19 protein-coding genes and 2 pseudogenes are annotated in these 19,281 nt (G+C 39.8%); 14 read left to right on the top strand and 7 right to left on the bottom strand.

Features of this window, described 5'->3' with window-relative positions:
• Positions 1–168 precede the first annotated feature (168 nt).
• From O9295_RS25425 to O9295_RS25415, 3 genes are all read left to right on the top strand, one after another.
• On the top strand, positions 169–915 hold the full coding sequence (locus tag O9295_RS25425; protein WP_288036078.1) for a Uma2 family endonuclease: 747 nt from the start codon (positions 169–171) through the stop codon (positions 913–915).
• Between the two features lie 61 nt (positions 916–976).
• Positions 977–2,017, top strand: a complete 1,041-nt coding sequence (locus O9295_RS25420) for an NAD-dependent epimerase/dehydratase family protein (RefSeq protein WP_288036076.1) — start codon at positions 977–979, stop codon at positions 2,015–2,017.
• Between the two features lie 10 nt (positions 2,018–2,027).
• Positions 2,028–3,233: a class I SAM-dependent methyltransferase gene (locus O9295_RS25415; protein WP_072925954.1), complete on the top strand. Its 1,206-nt coding sequence runs from the start codon at positions 2,028–2,030 to the stop codon at positions 3,231–3,233.
• An 81-nt stretch (positions 3,234–3,314) separates the two neighbouring features.
• Here the strand turns inward: O9295_RS25415 and O9295_RS25410 are convergent.
• The 7 genes and pseudogenes from O9295_RS25410 to O9295_RS25380 form a co-directional block, all read right to left on the bottom strand.
• Positions 3,315–3,791: pseudogene (locus O9295_RS25410) on the bottom strand (FkbM family methyltransferase); the annotation flags it as partial.
• Between the two features lie 18 nt (positions 3,792–3,809).
• Complete coding sequence (locus tag O9295_RS25405) at positions 3,810–4,256, bottom strand: hypothetical protein (protein ID WP_288036073.1); 447 nt, start codon at positions 4,254–4,256, stop codon at positions 3,810–3,812.
• A 191-nt stretch (positions 4,257–4,447) separates the two neighbouring features.
• The gene (locus O9295_RS25400) at positions 4,448–5,545 is read right to left on the bottom strand and encodes an N-acetylneuraminate synthase family protein (RefSeq protein WP_185240370.1); all 1,098 of its coding nucleotides are present in this window, start codon (positions 5,543–5,545) and stop codon (positions 4,448–4,450) included.
• A gap of 49 nt (positions 5,546–5,594) precedes the next feature.
• On the bottom strand, positions 5,595–6,248 hold the full coding sequence (locus O9295_RS25395) for an HAD family hydrolase (protein ID WP_288036071.1): 654 nt from the start codon (positions 6,246–6,248) through the stop codon (positions 5,595–5,597).
• Between the two features lie 7 nt (positions 6,249–6,255).
• Positions 6,256–6,999, bottom strand: coding sequence for a class I SAM-dependent methyltransferase (locus O9295_RS25390; RefSeq protein WP_288036070.1), 744 nt, complete (start codon positions 6,997–6,999; stop codon positions 6,256–6,258).
• A gap of 31 nt (positions 7,000–7,030) precedes the next feature.
• The gene (locus O9295_RS25385) at positions 7,031–8,212 is read right to left on the bottom strand and encodes an FkbM family methyltransferase (RefSeq protein ID WP_288036068.1); all 1,182 of its coding nucleotides are present in this window, start codon (positions 8,210–8,212) and stop codon (positions 7,031–7,033) included.
• 26 nt (positions 8,213–8,238) lie between these two features.
• Positions 8,239–9,423: an FkbM family methyltransferase gene (locus tag O9295_RS25380; RefSeq protein WP_288036066.1), complete on the bottom strand. Its 1,185-nt coding sequence runs from the start codon at positions 9,421–9,423 to the stop codon at positions 8,239–8,241.
• 216 nt (positions 9,424–9,639) lie between these two features.
• Between O9295_RS25380 and O9295_RS25375 the strand changes: the two genes are divergently transcribed.
• The 11 genes and pseudogenes from O9295_RS25375 (at position 9,640) to thiS (ending at position 19,122) form a co-directional block, all read left to right on the top strand.
• On the top strand, positions 9,640–11,451 hold the full coding sequence (locus O9295_RS25375; protein ID WP_288036064.1) for a thiamine pyrophosphate-binding protein: 1,812 nt from the start codon (positions 9,640–9,642) through the stop codon (positions 11,449–11,451).
• 70 nt (positions 11,452–11,521) lie between these two features.
• On the top strand, positions 11,522–11,743 hold the full coding sequence (locus O9295_RS25370; protein ID WP_288036062.1) for a GtrA family protein: 222 nt from the start codon (positions 11,522–11,524) through the stop codon (positions 11,741–11,743).
• A 3-nt stretch (positions 11,744–11,746) separates the two neighbouring features.
• Entirely contained in the window at positions 11,747–11,899 is a 153-nt protein-coding gene (locus O9295_RS25365; protein ID WP_288036061.1) for a hypothetical protein, read from the top strand.
• Positions 11,893–12,138, top strand: coding sequence for a hypothetical protein (locus O9295_RS25360; RefSeq protein ID WP_061431664.1), 246 nt, complete (start codon positions 11,893–11,895; stop codon positions 12,136–12,138). Before O9295_RS25365 ends, O9295_RS25360 begins: the two co-directional genes overlap by 7 nt.
• A complete protein-coding gene (locus tag O9295_RS25355; protein WP_061431665.1) occupies positions 12,135–12,395 on the top strand; it encodes a type II toxin-antitoxin system RelE family toxin in 261 nt (86 codons plus the stop codon). Before O9295_RS25360 ends, O9295_RS25355 begins: the two co-directional genes overlap by 4 nt.
• Before the next feature lie 232 nt (positions 12,396–12,627).
• Positions 12,628–12,708, top strand: a pseudogene (locus O9295_RS25350) (SDR family NAD(P)-dependent oxidoreductase); the annotation flags it as partial.
• Between the two features lie 246 nt (positions 12,709–12,954).
• Complete coding sequence (locus tag O9295_RS25345) at positions 12,955–13,380, top strand: GtrA family protein (protein WP_159297209.1); 426 nt, start codon at positions 12,955–12,957, stop codon at positions 13,378–13,380.
• On the top strand, positions 13,377–14,309 hold the full coding sequence (locus O9295_RS25340) for a glycosyltransferase family 2 protein (protein WP_288036058.1): 933 nt from the start codon (positions 13,377–13,379) through the stop codon (positions 14,307–14,309). Before O9295_RS25345 ends, O9295_RS25340 begins: the two co-directional genes overlap by 4 nt.
• A gap of 345 nt (positions 14,310–14,654) precedes the next feature.
• A complete protein-coding gene (locus O9295_RS25335; RefSeq protein WP_072925969.1) occupies positions 14,655–14,924 on the top strand; it encodes a YciI family protein in 270 nt (89 codons plus the stop codon).
• Between the two features lie 139 nt (positions 14,925–15,063).
• A complete protein-coding gene (smc, locus tag O9295_RS25330) occupies positions 15,064–18,594 on the top strand; it encodes a chromosome segregation protein SMC (RefSeq protein ID WP_288036055.1) in 3,531 nt (1,176 codons plus the stop codon).
• Between the two features lie 318 nt (positions 18,595–18,912).
• On the top strand, positions 18,913–19,122 hold the full coding sequence (thiS, locus tag O9295_RS25325; protein ID WP_043999042.1) for a sulfur carrier protein ThiS: 210 nt from the start codon (positions 18,913–18,915) through the stop codon (positions 19,120–19,122).
• The last annotated feature ends 159 nt before the right edge of the window (positions 19,123–19,281 follow it).

The following is a 19,281-nucleotide window of genomic DNA, read 5'->3' as shown; positions in this document are numbered from 1 at the left end:
AAATCCTTATCTGGCAAGAGACTTAATTGATTAGTTCGCTCTAGATCAAAAATAATTGACAAAAATCGCCAAATGCCTTTCTATATAAGGGTTCCATCCCTTATAACCCCCGTCCATTGCATAACAAAAACCGAAGAACCTTAAATATAGGAAGGACTGTTTACGACAATGACACCATCTACAATTAATTTGTTCAAAAAATCAACGATAATCACCTGGGAAAAACTGCCAGATGATTTTATTCTACCTGACGAACCTGTGGACAACAACTTGCAACCCCTATTAGCATCAGCTTTACGGGAATCGCTAGAATTAGCAGGACTAATTCTAGAATCGATGCTAATTGCCTCTAATTTTGGCTTGTGTGCTACCGTTAAAACTCAAACAGTTGTCAAAGCACCTGATTGGGTTTATATTCCCTCAGTAAAACCCATTGCTAGTGGAGAAATTCGGCGCAGTTATACTCCCCATCTTGAAGGAGAAATTCCAGCTATTGTCCTAGAGTTTATCTCGGAAACCGAAGGGGGTGAATATTCCATCAACCCTCACTATCCCTATGGAAAATGGTATTTTTACGAGCAAATCTTACAAGTACCTGTCTATGGAATATTTCAGCCAAAAACTGGAGAATTAGAAATTTATCGATTGAATCAAGGAAGATATGAACAACAAAAACCTAATGAAAACAATCGTTATTGGATAGCAGAGATTAACTTATTTTTGGGAGTCTGGCAGGGAAAAAAAGCGGAAGTAACAGCCTATTGGTTGCGCTGGTGGGAGCTGTCGGGCAATCTGTTATTATGGGGGAGTGAACGAGTCGCACAAACTGAATATCAACTCGAACAGGAGCGAATGTTACGGCAAAAATTAGCTGAAAAATTAAGAGAATTAGGCGTTGAACCAGAAACCTTGTAGGAGACTTGTCAAATGCTGATAAAATCATGGAAGGAATCTTGGTAATGATTCGGGGCTGAAGATGCAACCTAACCTAACAAATGACTTAAATCACATTCTTGCCCATACTAAAACCCTGTGGGAGGAATTGCGGGGACAACGGATATTTATTACCGGAGGTACAGGCTTTTTTGGCTGCTGGCTTTTAGAGAGTTTTATTTGGGCCAATGATCAGCTAGACTTAAAAGCATCAGCAGTTGTTTTAACCAGAAATCCTGATAGTTTCAGGCAAAAAGCTCCTCATTTAGCCAATCATCCCGCTATTCAATTCCATAGCGGTGATGTTAGGTCATTTGAGTTTCCTGAAGGGGAGTTTTCTTATATCATTCATGGTGCAACTGAAGCGAGTGCCAAGCTCAATCAAGAAGATCCCTTGCTAATGTTTGATACGATTATTGAGGGAACAAGGCATACTTTAGAATTTGCTAAATTTTGTCAGGCTAAAAAGTTCTTATTAACCAGTTCCGGTGCCGTTTATGGCAAACAACCCCCTGAGATAACCCATGTTTCTGAAGACTATTTAGGCTCTCCTGATTTAACTAATCCGGGTTATGCTTATGCAGAAGGAAAACGGGCAGCAGAAATGCTCTGTACTCTTTATGCTAAACAACAGGGCTTAGAAACGAAAATTGCTCGCTGCTTTGCCTTTGTCGGTCCCTATTTGCCCCTGGATACCCATTTTGCTATTGGTAATTTCATTCGAGATGGTATGACGGGGGGTCCGATTCTCATCCAGGGGGATGGTACTCCTTATCGTTCTTACCTCTACGCGGCGGATTTGGCGATTTGGCTGTGGACAATTTTGTTTAAGGGAAAATCATGCTACCCTTACAATGTCGGTTCAGATGAGGATTTGACTATCGCTGAACTAGCAAAAGTTGTTGCCAGTACATTTGCATCAAAAGTCGAGGTAGTTATAGCAAAAGAACCTATCCCCGGTAAACCTGCTGAACGTTACGTTCCTTCAGTAAAACGAGCGTTTTCTGAGTTACAACTCAAACCCCTAATTTCCTTAAGGGAATCAATTATCCGAACGGCTAGTTATAATTCATCGAAATTTTAGGATTTACACCATGAATCAGAAAAAATCCCTGCGGAATTGTCCAATTTGTCAAGAAGAAAATGGGGAGATTCTTCACACACAAAATTTTGTTTTACCTGAAGGTCATCCCCTCTCAAATGGATATGATATACTATGTTGTGATCGCTGTGGTTTCGTCTATGCTGATACAACAGTAAGTCAGAAAGATTATGATGTTTTTTACGCCAAATTATCCAAATACGAGGACAAAAAAACCGCTACGGGAGGAGGGGAGTCTCCCTATGATGCCGCCCGACTTCAAAAAACGGCTGAATGTATTGCTGAATTTTTACCGGATAAGAGCGTTCGCATTTTAGATATTGGCTGTGCCAATGGTGGTTTATTAGGCTATCTTAAAAAACTAGGATATAACAATTTATGTGGTTTAGATCCATCTCCTGCTTGTGTTGAGAATACAAAACAGCTTTACGGAATAGAAGCTTATGCTGGTTCTATTTTTACGCCGCCTCAAGATTTAGGAGATTTTGATCTTGTCATTCTTTCTCATGTGTTAGAGCATATACAGGATCTGAAATTTTCTGTAAAATTAATAGAACAATTAATAAAAGTAGGGGGATATCTATATGTAGAAGTTCCCAATGCCTCGGGATATGTTGATCATGTTTTTGCCCCTTTTCAAGATTTTAATACTGAACATATTAATCATTTTTATCATCCCCATTTATCAAATTTATTAATTCAATTTGGATTGACCAATAAGTTAATCGGCGAAAAAGTCTTTGAGGTTTCTCCAGGGATGTCTTATCCAGCCATTTATAGCTTTTGGCAGAAGCAAGAGTCTAATTCATCGGAATTGGTAATTGCTCAGGACAAAATGCTCAAACAAAGAATCCTGCTTTATATTGAAAGCTCCAAAAAAATTATGACTGATATTGATCTTAAATTACAGTCAGTGTTAGAGGATGCTGCCGATGTTATTGTTTGGGGAACGGGACAATTAGCCATGAAACTACTGGCCGAAACTTCACTGGCAAAAGCCAATATAGTTGCTTTTGTTGATGGAAATCCCATTAATCAAGGTAGTGTTATTTCAGGGATTACGGTGCTATCACCCCATCAAATTCAATTGAGAGAGATGAGACAGCCGATTATTGTAACCTCAATTTTATCTCAAGAAGCTATTTACAATGCTATCCAAAAAATGGCTCTGCCTAACCAGGTTATTTTATTGAGATGAGCAAAGGCGAACTTAGCAATTAGTTCACCTTTTTCTCAAAATTAAATACCCCGTTGATAGATAATCTTTCTGAGATTATCGTTATTGATTTGGTGGTAAACATTCAAGTAGGGGAAGAGAAACACCCTCCTGAATAATTTTTTTACAGCTATAACCATAAGTTTCTAAATCAAAAATACATTTCTTAGTCGTCTCTAATCCGTCAATAATATGAGGTTCAATAATTATTCTTGGCAAGAACTTTTTAAAAAATTCTTGATCTGTAAATATTACTTTTTCAGCCCCTTCAACATCGCATTTAATAAAATCAACCCGTTGTAGTTTAAACTTATTAGCGATTGAGCTTAAGGTGAATGAAGCCACTTTACTTACCAATCCACGATTATTTCCTACAATACTGGCTGCGCTTGACCCCATATTGCCTTCACAAGAGAATTCAAGTCCATCATTATTTTCCCAGACAGCCCCTTCAAGAAGGAAAATTTTATTGTCCGAATATTTTTTGTAATTTGAAAAATTGCGTTTAATGCAATCAATATTTTGAATGTCAGCATCAACTGCTACAACGGTACCGGTTTACCCAACGGCTTGTGAAAATATGATAGAAGTAAATCCGGAATAAGCACCCAAATCCAATACGGTCATTCCTTCAGAAAGACTGGCAAAGTCCATATATTGTGTGGCAGTAATCAAGGGTTCACTAAAGGATGGAAATAAAATTGGAAATGCCTTGAATCCAACAACATCGTGATATCTTGGTGTCGAATAATCTACGATATTCCTTCCCAAATGTTGAAATGGAATTACTGCCGAAAAATAATAATCAAATGAGTTAATGATATCTTGTAGATAGACTGCATGAGTACGAGATACTCTTATTGTATTAATGCCTTTAGTTATATCAATACAATTAGCCCTCACATCTATATTAAGTCCATTCCGTTTCGCTATTGGTTTAAATAGCATCGGGAGGGCTAGTCTTACAATTGATGCTGGTAGTAAAGATTTTAAAACCTTTTTCATTGCTATTTCTCCTTAAAATTTGATCATTTGAACGGCTTCGCATCCTAGCCTAGAACGTGTTAGAAAAGTCCGCTATACTGTTTAACTGAGAAGGCTTGCGTCGATTTTGCCGATTTTAGCTAAAAACTTTACTGGGCAAGGCTTCTGGGAAACTTCTAAAACACGCTCTTAAGCTTTCTAAAGATATAGAATTAAAGACCCCGTTGATAGATAATCTTTCTGAGACTATCGTTAGTTGAATAAGGGCTATCAATGGAGTCGATCATAATGGGTTCATCCTTGTTGCAAGCTCTAGTTAATATTTCTCCTGACATTAACTCCCGGCAAGAAATCTGTCCTTTCTGGAGGGGAACCGCTAAATATAAATCTTCATTGAGGCGGTCATGGTTGAGAATGTAACCTTCTGGCAAATCTCTTTTAGCATAAACCCCTCGAACCAGCGCATCAAGATACTTAATTTCTCTTTCAGGGGGCATTCTTTTTTGAGTACCCGGTGCGCCACACATTTCCTTCGCTTTTTGAAAAGCTTTAAACCAAATATCGACCTGTTCGGGTAAGGAACAATAAGGAGAGACAGGGACTCCATCCATCTCAATATCGATATGCCTTTCAAAAGTTCTCGCACCCTTAGCGTAGGCTATCAGCATTGAGGATGTCCAATCAGTATATTCATGGGTTGAAAAACCAATGACATGATTGGGGTAGCGATTTTTTAAATAATCAATTTGATTCATCTCTAGCTCAGAATCTTCGGAGGGGTAGAGAGAAACACAATGGTTAATAGCCAAAGGAACATTACGATTTTCAAAGAAGATGACTAAATCATCTATATCCTTGAGGGAAGAACCTCCCGTTGACACAATTACCGGTTTGCGAGTTTCGGCGATTTTCTCAATTAAAAACCAGTCGTTGAGATCTGAACTAGCGATTTTAATGATGGGGATGCCCAGTTCAACACAAAGATTAACAGACTTTTCATCAAAAGGAGTCGCCATCGGAATACATCCACCTTGACGTACTGCTTTCACTAGAGTTGCGTAATCATCTTCTGTCATTTTTGTATCGAGAGTTTTTTTGATATAGCGAATATCAGTCCTGTCCCGAAAATCTCGATGAATGAAATTGTCCACATCTCTGAATTGAAGCTTGATCGATGCTCTGACATTATTAAACCTGACAATTCTAGAGAAGTCAGTGATGATTTTTAATCCTCTCTCTAAACTACCCCAATGATTATTAGCAAGTTCTAAAACAAAGAGTTCGTCAAAAATATCGCGGTTAATAGACATTGGATAATCCTCCTTAAAATTAGACTCTATTATTCCCTTGCATGAAAAGCTAATGCTTGATTAGACCTATCAATTCGGGAAAACTATAAATTTTACATAACTGCTCGGAAGTTTCAGATTCGTGTACTTTTCCATAGCCATAGGTAGCGGCAATGAAACTAAGTCCACAAGATTTTGCCGCCTGAGCATCATCACGAGAATCTCCCACCAAGATAGCAGATTGTTGATTGATTTGATACTTTGTCAAGATATGTTGACAAATTGCTGATTTGGAGGAATAGGGATGAGTTCCCGTATCTGGAGATACAACATCGGCAAAAAAATGTAGCATCTGGAGATGATCTAAAATCTTAAAGGTTGGGTGGCTAGGCTTGTTAGTAACAATAAACATTGTAATATTAAAGTCGGACAATTGGCAAAGAGTTTCTACAACTCCTTCATAGATATCAGTTTTTTCCCAACCTTCACTATCGTAGCTTTTGCGAAACTCCCGGGTTAAATCATCAATCAAATCTAGATCAGCATTGCCGATTATCTGTTTGAACATTTCGGCCACAGGGGGGCCAATTAAGCTTGTAGAAATCTGATCTAGATCAAAGCCTGGAAGTACAGATGACAACGCTTTTGTTAGAGAATATTTAATTCCCCTCGACGAATTAATCAATGTACCATCTAGATCAAAAAATATGTTTTGGATTTTCATATCAGTTTTAAGGTTTATAGGCAATAATCCCAACTCCCTCCCGACCATCATCTTGAGCATCAGGTAAGTAATCGATACGGGAAATGAACCCTTTTCTCTCAACTATAAGACCCATCTGGGTACAGACACGCGCTAATATATCTGGATCTAGAGTATGAAAAAAGTTGGGCAAATTGGGAGCCAGTTCTCTGGGCATAAATTGGGGAAAGTTATCAATTTGTCCCGGCCAAAGATCGCCCCGATGCTTTCTTTCTTCATAGATAGGTAAAAATGATTTTAAAAATCTATTATAGGGAGTATCGGCAATCAAATAAACTCGACCCCCAGAACAAAGCCAACGGGACATATTACGGACTGATTCCTCAATTTCCGTCCCGGTTAAAAAGTGTAGGACTCTTGAGCAGAGGATGGCTCCCAAACTTTCCTCCTCCAGATTAATCTGATCGGGTAAAGAGCCTTGTAACAATCTAAGACGATTTTTTTGGTGAGAAGGTGTTTTTTGAAGACAAATTTCTAGATGCCGCCGATCTGGATCACAGGCAATCACTTCCGCGCCTGTTGCTAAAGCCGCTAAACTTGCGATCCCGTAAGCTGCTCCGATATCAAGACAGGTTTTGGGAGCCAAGGGAGCAAACTTGACAAAAGCTTCGGTATAAGGATCTATCCAAGCAGTCATAAACCCCATCAAATTTAGGGTGGGGGTGAGCATTTCAGAAACGGGATCAGGCATCTCTACAGAGTTAGACGACATTGAATTGAGTTTCTCCTCAAATTAACGGCAATTAGGCTTCGCTGGTAAAGCGAGAATTGGGAATAGCATAAAAAACTGACTCTAGACCATTCTCACCATGAGGTATAAGAAAATAAGAGTAATCACTGCATATACTATTTACCAATAAGGGAAGTCTCCATAAATGATCCTGTAAATGATAAGTTGAAATAGCCAAGATAGGAGTATATTTCTCGATTATGTTACTTGCTCCCAGAATAGTATCTATTTCTGCACCTTCAATATCCATCTTGATAAATGTTGGTGCTTCATCAGCAATAGTTTCATCAAGGGGAACTACATCTACTTCTAAGTTTCCTTGACTGGAAATTGCCGATCCTTCTGAACCAGCTGCTAAAAATCTCAGTTTTTCTCGTTCTTTACCTGTAGCATTTTGGTAAATTATCACCTTGTCTTGAAGCTGATGATCTAAATTAGAAAGATATGCTTTTAAGTTTGTTACATTAATTGGATCGGGTTCAAAACAAATTATTTTCTCAATTGAATCTCCCTGAAGATCAATAAATGTCTTCAGGGTATCACCATCAAAAGTGCCACAATCTACAAAAACTTCCTTTTTTAAAAGAGGCCTTAAGAAAGTCGGGAAATATTGTATTTCCTGAGACGAAAATAAACCATCAGACTCTAGTAAAATTCGCCACTTAATCTGCTTCAGATATTCCCGCTTAGATTCTGTATCTTGCCAAAGATCAAAAGCTGCGATAACATCCCCCGTTTGTTCATAAATTTTGTGAGGTAAATCAAGATAAAAATGAGGCAAAAATTCTTGTGGATGGCACCAAAAAAAGACGGCACACAGGGCAACATTTTGACACCCTAATTGATGTAATTGCTCCTGAATCAAAGTCAGGCTATTCTCTCGATTAAAGACGGTAATAAGGAATAAAGCATTTTGACCATAATTAAGAGCAGCAATTTCAGGGGAAAGAACCTCAACTCCCTCAAGTTTTGTATTCCAGATAGCCGCATTATTATCAGCAAAAGCCACTGGTTCTATACCAATCTTCCGTAAACCTTTAAGACACTTTTTGCCTAAGTTGCCAGAGCCAAACAACACAATCTGTCCTTGAGATTTTTCTAACAACCCGCCAAAAACAGAGGTTTCATAATTGATGACGGCATCAATCGGCTTTGCTAGAAGGTTTTTAAGATCAACTAATAAGTCGGAAGTCATAGGCTGTTAAGTATCTAATGTATTGGTTAAGGTTGGGTAAAGCGAGAATTAGGAATAGCATAAAAAATGACATCTTGACCATCGTGCAGATGGGGTTCAAGAAAGAAAGAATAATCTTGGCACATACTCTTGATTAATAAGGGAATTCGCCATAAATGATCCTGTTGGTGATAAACTGAAATTGCCAAAATTGGGGAATGATTCTTGATAATCTCTCTTGCTCCCATAATTGCATCTATTTCCGCCCCCTCAATATCCATTTTAATAAAGGTTGGTGCTTCATTAGCTAAAACTTCATCAAGAGAAATTGCTTCTATTTCTAAAGTTCCTTGGCTGGAAATTGCAGATGCACCCGAACCTGTTGCTGAAAATCTTAGCTTTTCTCGTTGCTTGCCTACTGCATTTTGATAAATAATTATTTTATCTCGGATTGTGCTATCTAAATTAGATAGAGAATGCTGGAGCTTTTCAACATTCTGAGGATCGGGTTCAAAACAAATTACTTTTTCTAGAGCGCCCGCATTGATAGCCGCTAAAGATTGAACGGTATCCCCATCAAAAGCACCACAATCAATAAACACTTCTTGGTTGATTACAGGTAACAAAAAACGAGGGAAATAAGTGATCTCTTTGTAAGCTGACAAGCCGTCAAAATCTAATAATATTCTACATTTTAATTGATTAAGATATTGTTCTTTTGAGTAGTCATCTTGTAGAATCATAAAAGCGGCGATGACATCCTCGGCTTGCTCATAAATTTTGTGAGGCAAATCGATGAAATAGTAAGGTAAAAAAAACTGATTATATCGCCAGAAAAGAGCGATAAAAGAAGCGACATTGAGAAAACCTATTTTTTGTAATTGATTTCTAATTGTGATAAAACTGCGGTTTCTTCCTATGCTCCAAATGGCCACTATAAATAAGACATTATCGCCATATTTTTTCATCACAGTTTCAGGAGAAAGAACCTCAACCCCTTCAATCTTTGTCCCCCACAAAGCCATATTATTATCAGCAAAAGCCACTGGTTCTATGCCAACACTCCGCAAACCAGCAAGACACTTTCTGCCTAAGTTGCCAGCCCCAAACAATACAATCTGTCCTTGAGATTTTTCGAGCAATTGCTCGAAAAGAGAACTTTCATAATCTTTTATAGAAGCAATTGGTTTTTTGAGTAAATTTTCTAATTCGAGCAATAAAGAAGAAGACATAAGTTACCACATCAGGGAAATAAAGCTAGTCTCGCCCAATTACTCAGTGTAACAGGGTAAAAAGATTCTAGTGTTTGTTCGTCGGGCAGTTTAAACGGGATTGTTGCTCAAGGTACACCAGATTACCATCCTTGTCAAGGATAATCTATAAAATTGCTAAATAGACTCAATAGAGTCATAATAATCATAATCAACTGGATTTATGGCATCAGAACAATGATTAGAGTTGCCGATTATATCGCCCAAACCCTTGTCAATCACGGCGTTCATCATATTTTCTTAGTGACAGGTGGCGGTGCCATGCACCTCAACGATGCCATCGGGCGCTGCCAAGGCTTGAGTTATATTTGTTGTCACCATGAACAAGCCTGTGCCATGGCAGCAGAAGCTTATGCTAGAGTTACTGGCAAGATCGGGTGTATTAATGTCACCACCGGACCGGGGGGTATTAATGCCTTAAATGGAGTTTTTGGAGCTTGGACAGATTCTATTCCTATGCTGATAGTATCGGGACAGGTGAAGCGAGAAACCTGCCTAGCAACCTACAACCTTCCTCGGTTGAGACAACTGGGGGATCAGGAAGCAGATATTGTTAGCATGGTTAAAGGAATTACGAAGTATGCTGTTCTGATTAATGATCCCCAATCGATTCGATTCCATTTAGAAAAAGCTCTACATTTAGCTGTTTCGGGTCGTCCGGGCCCTTGCTGGATTGATGTTCCCATTGACGTACAATCCAGTAAAATTGATGAAAGTCAATTACAAGGTTACGACCCCTCAGAGGATGGAGAACTATGGGATTTACCGTTAATTCAACAACAATGCCGTGAGGTAATTAGTCGGCTGAAAAACTCTCCCAGACCTGTGATTATGGCAGGCAGCGGTGTGCGAATTGGCGGTGCTGTTGAAATTTTTGAGAAAGTTATCCAAAGGTTGGGAATCCCAGTTACTACGGCTTGGACTCATGATATAATCGCCTCTGATAATCCTTTTTATTGCGGTCGTCCGGGTACAATTGGTGATCGCCCTGGCAATTTTACCGTTCAAAATGCAGAAACTGTACTGATTCTTGGGAGCCGTCTAAATATTCGTCAAGTCAGTTACAATTGGCAGTCTTTTGCTCGCTGTGCCTTTAAGATTCAAGTGGATGCTGATCAAGCAGAATTAGACAAACCGACAGTTAAACCTGACCTCCCAATTCATTGTGATGTGAAAGTTTTTCTGGAAGAATTAAACCGCCAATTGGATGAAGATAATTTCGACCCTGAAAGTCATTCTGATTGGTTGGCTTGGTGTCAAGAAAGGGTTCAACGTTATCCGATATTTTTACCCCAAAAACATCAGTCCCAGGAAAATGCTATTAATCCCTATCATTTGATGAACACCTTATTTAAGTGTTTAGATAAGGATGATGTGATTGTCTGTGGTGATGGGATGGCCTGTGTTGTTACTTTTCAGTCAGCAATTATCCAAAAAGGACAAAAATTGTTTTCTAACTCTGGCAGTGCCTCAATGGGGTACGATCTGCCGGCTGCCGTGGGGGCAGCCATCGCTCAACAAGGCAAACGGGTTATCTGTTTTGCTGGAGATGGTAGTCTTCAGATGAATATCCAAGAACTCCAAACCGTCGTCCACCACCAACTTCCTATCAAAATCTTTGTTCTTAATAATGGTGGTTATCTATCGATTAGAGCAACACAGATTAACTTTTTTGGCAAGTTAGTTGGGGAAAGCTCTCAGAGTGGCGTGTCCTTTCCTGATATTGTTAAAGTTGCTGAAGCTTATGGCATTCCTGCGACAAGAATTAATTCTCCTGATTTTCAGTCTCAACTGATCGAGGTACTTGAGCAACCCGGTCCAGTGGTGTGTGAAATCATGTTAGATACCCAACAGTTATTTGAGCCTAAATTGAGTTCAAGACAACTACCTGATGGCAAAATGGTTTCATCCCCCCTAGAGGATATGGCTCCCTTCTTAGATAGGGAAGAACTCTTGAGCAATTTATTAATTCCACCGGTGGAGAATTAATGATTAGAAAATACTTCCGTCACTGGACAGAATCTTATTATTTTATTGATGGATGGTTCACTTGTAAGTAATGTATATTCTCAAAAAGGCTAAATTGGTTAACCTGATTAAAAAACATAAATTTGCCCGTTTTTTGCTGGTTGGCGCACTAAATACCCTGTTTGGTTATTTTTTATATGGTAGTCTTATACTGATAGGACTAAATTATAAGTACGCTGTCTTGCTGGCTACTATTCTGGGAGTTTTATTTAACTTTCAAACCACAGGAAGACTGGTTTTTGGGTTGAGTTAATCCATGACAAATACCACAAATCATCAAGCACTGATTACAGGAGGTTCTCGCGGCATTGGAGCAGCTATAGCCTCAGCACTAGAGAGTCAGGTAATTCAGATTATCGCCCCTAAACGCTCAAAAAAAGTAAAAATTGGAGGACAAACAGCATGGTAATGGTTAAAATGCAAGTCTCCTTAGAGTCTTTAATCGAGGCAATTGCTACCCTTGATTTAGGAGTGAAACGAAAACTTATGGAAATTATAGAAGATCAGATTTTTGAATCAGAAGAAGAGTCCATGGAAAATGATCCAGAGGTGTTAGCTGAAGTAGAGGAAGCACGAAAGGCTTATCAGATAGGCGACTATCAAACTATTCAAGAATATATCACTAATCAATCTGAACAAGCTTCATGAATTACGAAGTCATCATCCCTAAACCTGTGCAGAAGCAGTTGAAAAGCTTTCCAGATGATGTGCAAACTCGCCTGAACGAAAAAATCCTTCTGCTGACTGACGAACCCCGTCCTTCGGGAGTTAAAAAGTTGCAAGGCTATGCCAATGAATATCGTCTTAGGGTAGGTGATTATCGAGTGCGTTATGAAATTGACGATCAAGGCTCAGTTGTCATCATTCTGAGTTGTAGACATCGAAAAGATGCTTACAAAGGATGACTCACTATGAGAATTTATTTTATGACAAATTTAACAAACCATAAAGCTCTAATTACAGGAGCTTCTCGCGGAATTGGAGTAGCTATAGCTTCATTTCTAGAGAATCAAGGGACTGAGATTATCGCCCCCATGCAATTAATCAAAGGGTTTTCTCCAGCCATGAAAACCGCAGGCTGGGGTAGAATTTTTAACATCAGTTCTATTTTCAGTCTATTCTGTCACCAAAGCCGGACTGAACGCCCTAACCCGCAGTGCTGCTCTAGAATTCGCCACCTATGGTATTCTAGTTAATGCAGTCTGTCCAGGTTATGTGAGGACGGAGCTAACTTTTGCTAACAACTCACCTGAGCAGTTGGCGGGAATTGCTTCTTCCCATTCCCCTCCAGCGCCTAGCCCAACCTTATGAAATCGCCAAATAAGTTGTTTTTCTGTGTTCGCAAGACAATACCTACCTCACCGGACAAAGTATAATTATTGATGGAGGATTTACCTGTAAATAAAATCCAAATTATCATAACATATAGAAAATCGCAACTGTCTATTGGAGATAAATCGTAAAATGTATCTTCTTAAAAAGAATAAATTTGTCGCCATTGTCAAGAAACACAGATTTGTCCGTTTCTTGCTGGTTGGTGCAATAAATACCCTGTTTGGTTATTTTTCCTTTGCCACTCTCATTCTTATTGGGCTGGATTACAAGTTAGCTGCTTTGCTGGCTACCATTCTGGGAGTCTTATTTAACTTTCAAACCACGGGAAGACTGGTTTTTGGTAGCCAAAACAACAAATTGATTTTTCGTTTTGTCTTAGTTTATGTGGTGACTTTTCTCTTGAACGTTGAGGCCCTGAGAATTGTTGATGCTATTGATATTGGCATCGAGCAAAAAACTAAAATGTTAATCGCGGGTGCTATCTTGGTTCTTCCCATGGCTGTCATCTCTTTTATTTTAATGAAACTATTTGTTTTTAGGGAAAGATCACAATGAAAAAAATTACGATTATGACCCCTTGTTATAATGAAGAAGGGAATGTTGAAGACCTTTACCTGCGACTTAAAGAAGTCTTTAATCAGTTACCTAACTATGAGTACGAACATCTTTTTATCGATAACGCTTCCCAAGATAAAACTGTAGATGAATTAAAAAAAATTGCTCAAAAAGACCCCGAAGTAAAGGTCATCGTTAATGCTAGAAATTTCGGACCAGTTCGTTCTGGTTACTATGGTATTCTTCAGTGTTACGGAGATGCGGTTATTCCTATTGTAGCAGATCTGCAAGATCCTCCCGAATTAATCCTAGAATTTGTCAAGAAGTGGGAAGAAGGCTATAAAGTTGTTAAGGCGGTTAAAACGCCGATGAAAGAAGGAGCTTTTTTCTATTTTGCTAGACAAATTTTTTATTATTTAATGGACAATCTTTCGGATATAAAAGTTACTAGAAACTTTACAGGTTTCGGTTTATACGATCGCAAAGTCATCAATGTTCTACGAGAGATTAACGATCCCTATCCCTATTTTAGGGGACTCATTGAAGAGTTGGGTTTTGAAAGTTTCTCTTTTGAGTATCAACAACAACGGCGAAAACGGGGTATTAGTAGTTACAACTTCTATCGATACTATAGCGAGGCGATGCTGGGTATTACCAGTCACTCCCAAGTTCCCCTCAGACTGGCCACCATGTTAGGCTTTGCTTTGTCCCTCTTGAGTTTGCTAGTGGCGTTAGGTTATTTAATCGCCAAATTGTTGTTCTGGGATTATTTTCCTTTAGGAACCGCACCAATCATGGTCGGACTATTTTTACTAGCTTCTGTGCAACTATTTTTTATCGGTATTATTGGGGAATACATTGGCTTAATGCACATGAGAATTTTAAAAAGGCCTTTAGTGGTCGAACGAGAACGGATTAACTTTGAGTGAGTGACTGTATTTGTTATACTAACTTAATCTTGGAGGACAAATGGTAATGGTTAGGCGTTGGGTTTCATGCTTCAACCCAACCTACGTTCATCTTATATTTAATTCCACCCACCTACTTAAATACAATAGAAAACCTATCTGGATTAGCTAATCTATATATAGCGTTTTTCAGTCTAATGAGGTATAGTAAATCCATCGATAGATAGGCGTTTCAGCGTTTCAATCGGGACTCACCGCTATAGTAAAATGTAGATTCTGTGTACCCCCCCACTTTTCTATACCGATTTAGTCTGATTGACGATTCGATCGTAAAATAGCAACAGATCAAGAGATTACAGGTCAAATATGCCGAAATTTGTTGTCTGGGGTAGTTATTGTGAAAATGTGCTGGAAAAACGCGCTCCCTATCGTCAAGCGCATCTAGAGGGATTAAATCAACAGAAAGAACGGGGAATTCTCATTACTATCGGACCAACGGCAGATTTAAGCCAAGTTTTCGCAATTTATCAGGCAGTCAGCGAGTCAGAAGTGCGAGAATTAATCGAAGCGGATCCCTATTGGCAAAATGGTATCTGGACAGAATACCAAGTCAAAGAATGGATTCAAGCTATCTAAGGGGGCTATCAGCTATATTTTTCTATAAGGGTGTTGTCATCTCCGGTCAAGTCTGAGGATATTTTCAAGGATAAACCGGAGTTATCCCTTATCGATTCAAGCTGACAGCTGATAGCTTGCCTACTTTTTGCTTATCGCCATGGTTTACATCAAAAAGGTCGAACTCTCACACTTCAAATCCTTCGGGGGAACAACTCCTATACCCTTTTTACCGGGGTTTACGGTGGTTTCTGGTCCAAATGGTTCGGGAAAGTCGAATATCCTCGACGCATTGCTATTTTGCTTGGGATTAGCTACTTCCAAGGGAATGCGGGCCGAAAGATTACCGGATTTAGTCAATCACAGCTATAACAGTCAACGTCATAGTACCGAAGCGAGTGTTTCGGTGACTTTTGATGTTGCCGATATTCCCGACGTAACCGATAGGGATTGGACGGTTTCCCGACGCTTAAAAGTGGCTAAGGGTGGCAGCTATACTTCTACCTACTATATCAATGGGGAACCCTGTACGGTTAGCGAACTTCACGACCAATTAAACCGTTTACGCATCTATCCCGAAGGGTACAACGTGGTGTTACAGGGGGACGTAACCCGAATTATCAGCATGAATGCCAAGGAAAGACGGGAAATTATCGACGAATTGGCAGGAGTAGCTGAATTTGACCGCAAAATTGAGAAAACTAAGGATAATATCGATTCGGTTAAAGAAAGAGAAGAACGCTGCCAAATTATTGCCACAGAATTGCAAAAATCTCTGGAGAAATTAGCACTCGATCGCATTAAAGCCGAAAAATACCAAAAACTCAAGGCCCAAGTCCAAGAAAAGCAACAATGGGAAATTGTCCTGCATTGGCAAAATCTCCAGCAGCGCTGCCAGCAATTAAAAGAACAAATTCAAGCTGGGGAAAGGGAAAAACAGGTTTTAACCGAGACTATCGCCAATTTATCCGAACAAATCGCCCAAAATAGTCAAGAATTAGAGAAACTCAATCAACAGGTCAAAGCTTTTGGGGAAGATGAACACCTGTCCCTGACTTCCCGATTAGCGAGTCAACAGGCCAAACGACAACAACAGCAACAACGACAAAAAGAGTTAGAAAACCTCGAAAAAGAATCTCAGGCACAGAAAAACAGGCTTTTAGAGGAAATTAATCGCTACAATCTCGAATTAAATCAGATTACTGCCCAAAAAAGCCGTTTAGAAACTGAAATTTTACCCAGTCTTTTACTGGCAACCCAAACCGCAAGGGAAACCCTAGAAAACCATCGTCTGCAAGCAAGTAGTCTCGCGGAAGCGTCAGAAGCTTGGGTAAAAGAACAAAGTGACCTTTCCCGCAATATTACCCGTCTTCAGGAACAATTAAACCCCTACCGTAGCCAACGGGCCCAATTGACCGAAAGATGCGATCGATTGCAAACTAATATAGTAGAAGCTGGTCAACGTCTGCAAGAATTAGAGCAAGTCATTAGCACAAAAACCGAAGAAAGTCAAGAAATATTACAAAAAATTAATCAATCGGCTCCCGATATCCAAAATTTAGCCCAAAAACTCACCATTGCCGAACAAAATCGCGTCATCAGTCAGGACACCCAAAAACGTCTGCTCAAGGAACAACGGGACAAACAGAGGGAATTAGATAAACTGGAAGCGACCAAGCAAGCGCAACAGGAGGCCCAGGGAACCTATGCTACTCAAATATTATTACAGTCAGATTTGCCCGGAATCTGCGGATTAGTGGCACAATTGGGCGAAGTAGAGGAACGTTATCAAATTGCTCTTGAAATCGCCGCTGGAGGTCGTTTAGGTCATGTAGTCGTCCAAGATGATAGCGTTGCGGCTGCCGGAATTGCCTTGCTAAAACAGCGTCGCATCGGTCGCGCCACTTTTTTACCCCTGAATAAAATTCGTCCTCCCCGTCCCCAGGATATTTCCTCTCTGCGTCACGCGCGGGGTTATCTGGATTTAGCGGTGAATTTAGTTAAGTTTCAATCCCAGTATCGGGAGGTTTTTAACTATATTTTTGGCAGTACCGTGGTTTTCGAGGATATAGATTCTGCCCGTTATTATATCAATCAATATCGCATCGTTACTTTGGATGGCGAGTTATTAGAGATGACTGGCGCTATGACTGGAGGCAGCCAACCGACGCGATCGGGGCTGCGTTTTGGTAAAATTTCTCCGAAGGAGTCTAGTGAAGCGGAATCTCTACGGGAAAGATTAGCAGAAATCGATCGCATTCTTACCCGCAACGAAGAAAAAATCACCCAAGTTAATAATCTTATCAGTCAGTTAACCCAACAGTTAACCGAAACCCGTCAAAGTCATCGGGAAAATCAATTATCTCTACAACAATTAAGCAAGGATTTACAACGTTTAACCACAGAAAAAGAGGATTTAACCCGTCAATTATCGGGCCAGCAAGAGGAAATTACTATTTCTCGTCAACGGTTAGAAGTATTAACTAGAGAAATTCCTGAGTTAGAGTTATCTTTACAGGAAGAACAGGAGAAATTAACTGCTTTAGAGGCCAATCATACCCATAGCGAATGGCAACAGGTACAGGGAATAATTCGCAGTCAAGAATTAGAGTTACAAACCCAAGAAAATCACCTCGCTACAGTCCGCGAACAGTTAAAAGATTTACATAATCAACAAATCAGACTAGAGGAAAAAAGTCAAGAGTCTGCGGATAGAATTATTGAGATTGACAGGATAATTACCGATGCAGTTAATCAGAGAAATATCGGTAATCTGGAGATAGAAAAACTTGATCGCCATATTTTAGAAATCAATCAAGCTTTACAGCAATTATCGCAACAACTAGGGGAAACCAAGCAAAAAAGAGACCAATTAGAGACAGTTTTGCGACAACAACAAAACCGGCAACAACAGGCTATCTGGCAATCGGAAAAGTTAGTCAACAATCAAGAGGAAAGACAAGCATTACTAACCACTTTACAGACAGAAATTAGTCAACTAGAAAGCGACTTACCCAATCCCTTGCCCGAAATTCCTGAAAGCGATCGAGATTTCGAGAAAATTCAAAGCGATATTCGGCAGTTACAAAAGAAATTAGCAGCTTTAGAACCTGTCAATATGTTAGCTTTAGAAGAACACCAAAAAACTAAAGAGAGATTAGATGAACTATCAGAAAAACTGCAAACTCTAGAAGGTGAAAGAACCGAACTACTTTTACGGATAGAAAACTTTACCACCCTCAGATTTAATGCTTTTCAGGAAGCATTTACTGCCGTTAACGAAAACTTTAAGAATATATTTGCCACCCTGTCCGATGGCGACGGTTACTTGCAATTAGAAGACGAAAATGACCCCTTTAATGGTGGCTTAAATCTGGTGGCACATCCCAAAGGAAAACCCGTACAGCGATTAAGTTCCATGTCTGGAGGTGAAAAATCTTTAACCGCTTTAAGCTTTATTTTTTCCCTACAAAGATATCGTCCTTCTCCCTTTTATGCGTTTGATGAAGTGGATATGTTTTTAGATGGGGCCAATGTAGAGAAATTGGCCAAAATGATTCAAAAACAAGCACAACAAGCGCAATTTATTGTCGTTAGTTTGCGTCGTCCCATGATTGAAGCTTCCGAAAGAACCATCGGTGTCACCCAAGCGCGGGGAACCCATACACAGGTACTAGGAATTAAAGTTTAACCTAAGACGCAAGTGGGAAGTGGGAAGTGGGGTGTAGGGTGTGGGGTGTGGGGTGTGGGGTGTGGGGTGTAGGGTGTAGGGTGTAGGGTGTAGGGTGTAGGGTGTAGGGTGTGGGGTGTGGGGTGTGGGGTGTGGGGTGTGGGGTGTAGGGTGTAGGGTGTAGGGTGTAGGGTGTGGGGTGTGGAAAGAATAAATAAAAATAATCTCCTGTCTCCTGAATACTGTCTCCTGAATACTGTCTCCTGAATACTGTCTCCTGTCTCCTGTCTCCTGTCTCCTGTCTCCTCCGATTAACTTGATTCGTTTATATCCAAATCCATGTCAGAAATAACCTTGCAAATTAACGGCAAAACTCAAACCTGTTTACCCGCAACTAAACTAGGGCAAATGTTAGAAAATTTGGGCATGAATCCTCGGTTAGTTGCAGTGGAATATAACGGGGAAATCCTCCATCGTCAGTATTGGGAAAACACGGAAATCAAGGAGGGGGATAAATTAGAAATTGTTACTATTGTCGGAGGGGGTTGACACTCCCATCGCGCTTAAGCGAGGGATTCTTGGTTCATCGAGTTTCCTTAATCTGACAGGACGTATCCAATCAAACCAGAGGGAATCTCTCCCCAAGCGTATTAGTTTCCGTGTGTCCCACGGTACTTAGTCCCTTTTTGAGAATATTGATAGCGGCGT

Source organism: Microcystis sp. LE18-22.4A (genome assembly GCF_027531105.1).
GTDB classification, from domain to species: Bacteria; Cyanobacteriota; Cyanobacteriia; order Cyanobacteriales; family Microcystaceae; genus Microcystis; species Microcystis aeruginosa.
This window is presented reverse-complemented; position numbering and strand designations above follow the sequence as displayed.

What these genes read in the sequence shown, in the direction of transcription:
- O9295_RS25425 (WP_288036078.1), top strand. Translation starts at nt 169, where the DNA reads ATGACACCATCTACAATTAATTTGTTCAAAAAATCAACGATAATCACC.
- O9295_RS25420 (WP_288036076.1), top strand. Translation starts at nt 977, where the DNA reads ATGCAACCTAACCTAACAAATGACTTAAATCACATTCTTGCCCATACT.
- O9295_RS25415 (WP_072925954.1), top strand. Translation starts at nt 2,028, where the DNA reads ATGAATCAGAAAAAATCCCTGCGGAATTGTCCAATTTGTCAAGAAGAA.
- O9295_RS25405 (WP_288036073.1), bottom strand. Translation starts at nt 4,256, where the DNA reads ATGAAAAAGGTTTTAAAATCTTTACTACCAGCATCAATTGTAAGACTA.
- O9295_RS25400 (WP_185240370.1), bottom strand. Translation starts at nt 5,545, where the DNA reads ATGTCTATTAACCGCGATATTTTTGACGAACTCTTTGTTTTAGAACTT.
- O9295_RS25395 (WP_288036071.1), bottom strand. Translation starts at nt 6,248, where the DNA reads ATGAAAATCCAAAACATATTTTTTGATCTAGATGGTACATTGATTAAT.
- O9295_RS25390 (WP_288036070.1), bottom strand. Translation starts at nt 6,999, where the DNA reads ATGTCGTCTAACTCTGTAGAGATGCCTGATCCCGTTTCTGAAATGCTC.
- O9295_RS25385 (WP_288036068.1), bottom strand. Translation starts at nt 8,212, where the DNA reads ATGACTTCCGACTTATTAGTTGATCTTAAAAACCTTCTAGCAAAGCCG.
- O9295_RS25380 (WP_288036066.1), bottom strand. Translation starts at nt 9,423, where the DNA reads ATGTCTTCTTCTTTATTGCTCGAATTAGAAAATTTACTCAAAAAACCA.
- O9295_RS25375 (WP_288036064.1), top strand. Translation starts at nt 9,640, where the DNA reads ATGATTAGAGTTGCCGATTATATCGCCCAAACCCTTGTCAATCACGGC.
- O9295_RS25370 (WP_288036062.1), top strand. Translation starts at nt 11,522, where the DNA reads ATGTATATTCTCAAAAAGGCTAAATTGGTTAACCTGATTAAAAAACAT.
- O9295_RS25365 (WP_288036061.1), top strand. Translation starts at nt 11,747, where the DNA reads ATGACAAATACCACAAATCATCAAGCACTGATTACAGGAGGTTCTCGC.
- O9295_RS25360 (WP_061431664.1), top strand. Translation starts at nt 11,893, where the DNA reads ATGGTAATGGTTAAAATGCAAGTCTCCTTAGAGTCTTTAATCGAGGCA.
- O9295_RS25355 (WP_061431665.1), top strand. Translation starts at nt 12,135, where the DNA reads ATGAATTACGAAGTCATCATCCCTAAACCTGTGCAGAAGCAGTTGAAA.
- O9295_RS25345 (WP_159297209.1), top strand. Translation starts at nt 12,955, where the DNA reads ATGTATCTTCTTAAAAAGAATAAATTTGTCGCCATTGTCAAGAAACAC.
- O9295_RS25340 (WP_288036058.1), top strand. Translation starts at nt 13,377, where the DNA reads ATGAAAAAAATTACGATTATGACCCCTTGTTATAATGAAGAAGGGAAT.
- O9295_RS25335 (WP_072925969.1), top strand. Translation starts at nt 14,655, where the DNA reads ATGCCGAAATTTGTTGTCTGGGGTAGTTATTGTGAAAATGTGCTGGAA.
- smc (WP_288036055.1), top strand. Translation starts at nt 15,064, where the DNA reads ATGGTTTACATCAAAAAGGTCGAACTCTCACACTTCAAATCCTTCGGG.
- thiS (WP_043999042.1), top strand. Translation starts at nt 18,913, where the DNA reads ATGTCAGAAATAACCTTGCAAATTAACGGCAAAACTCAAACCTGTTTA.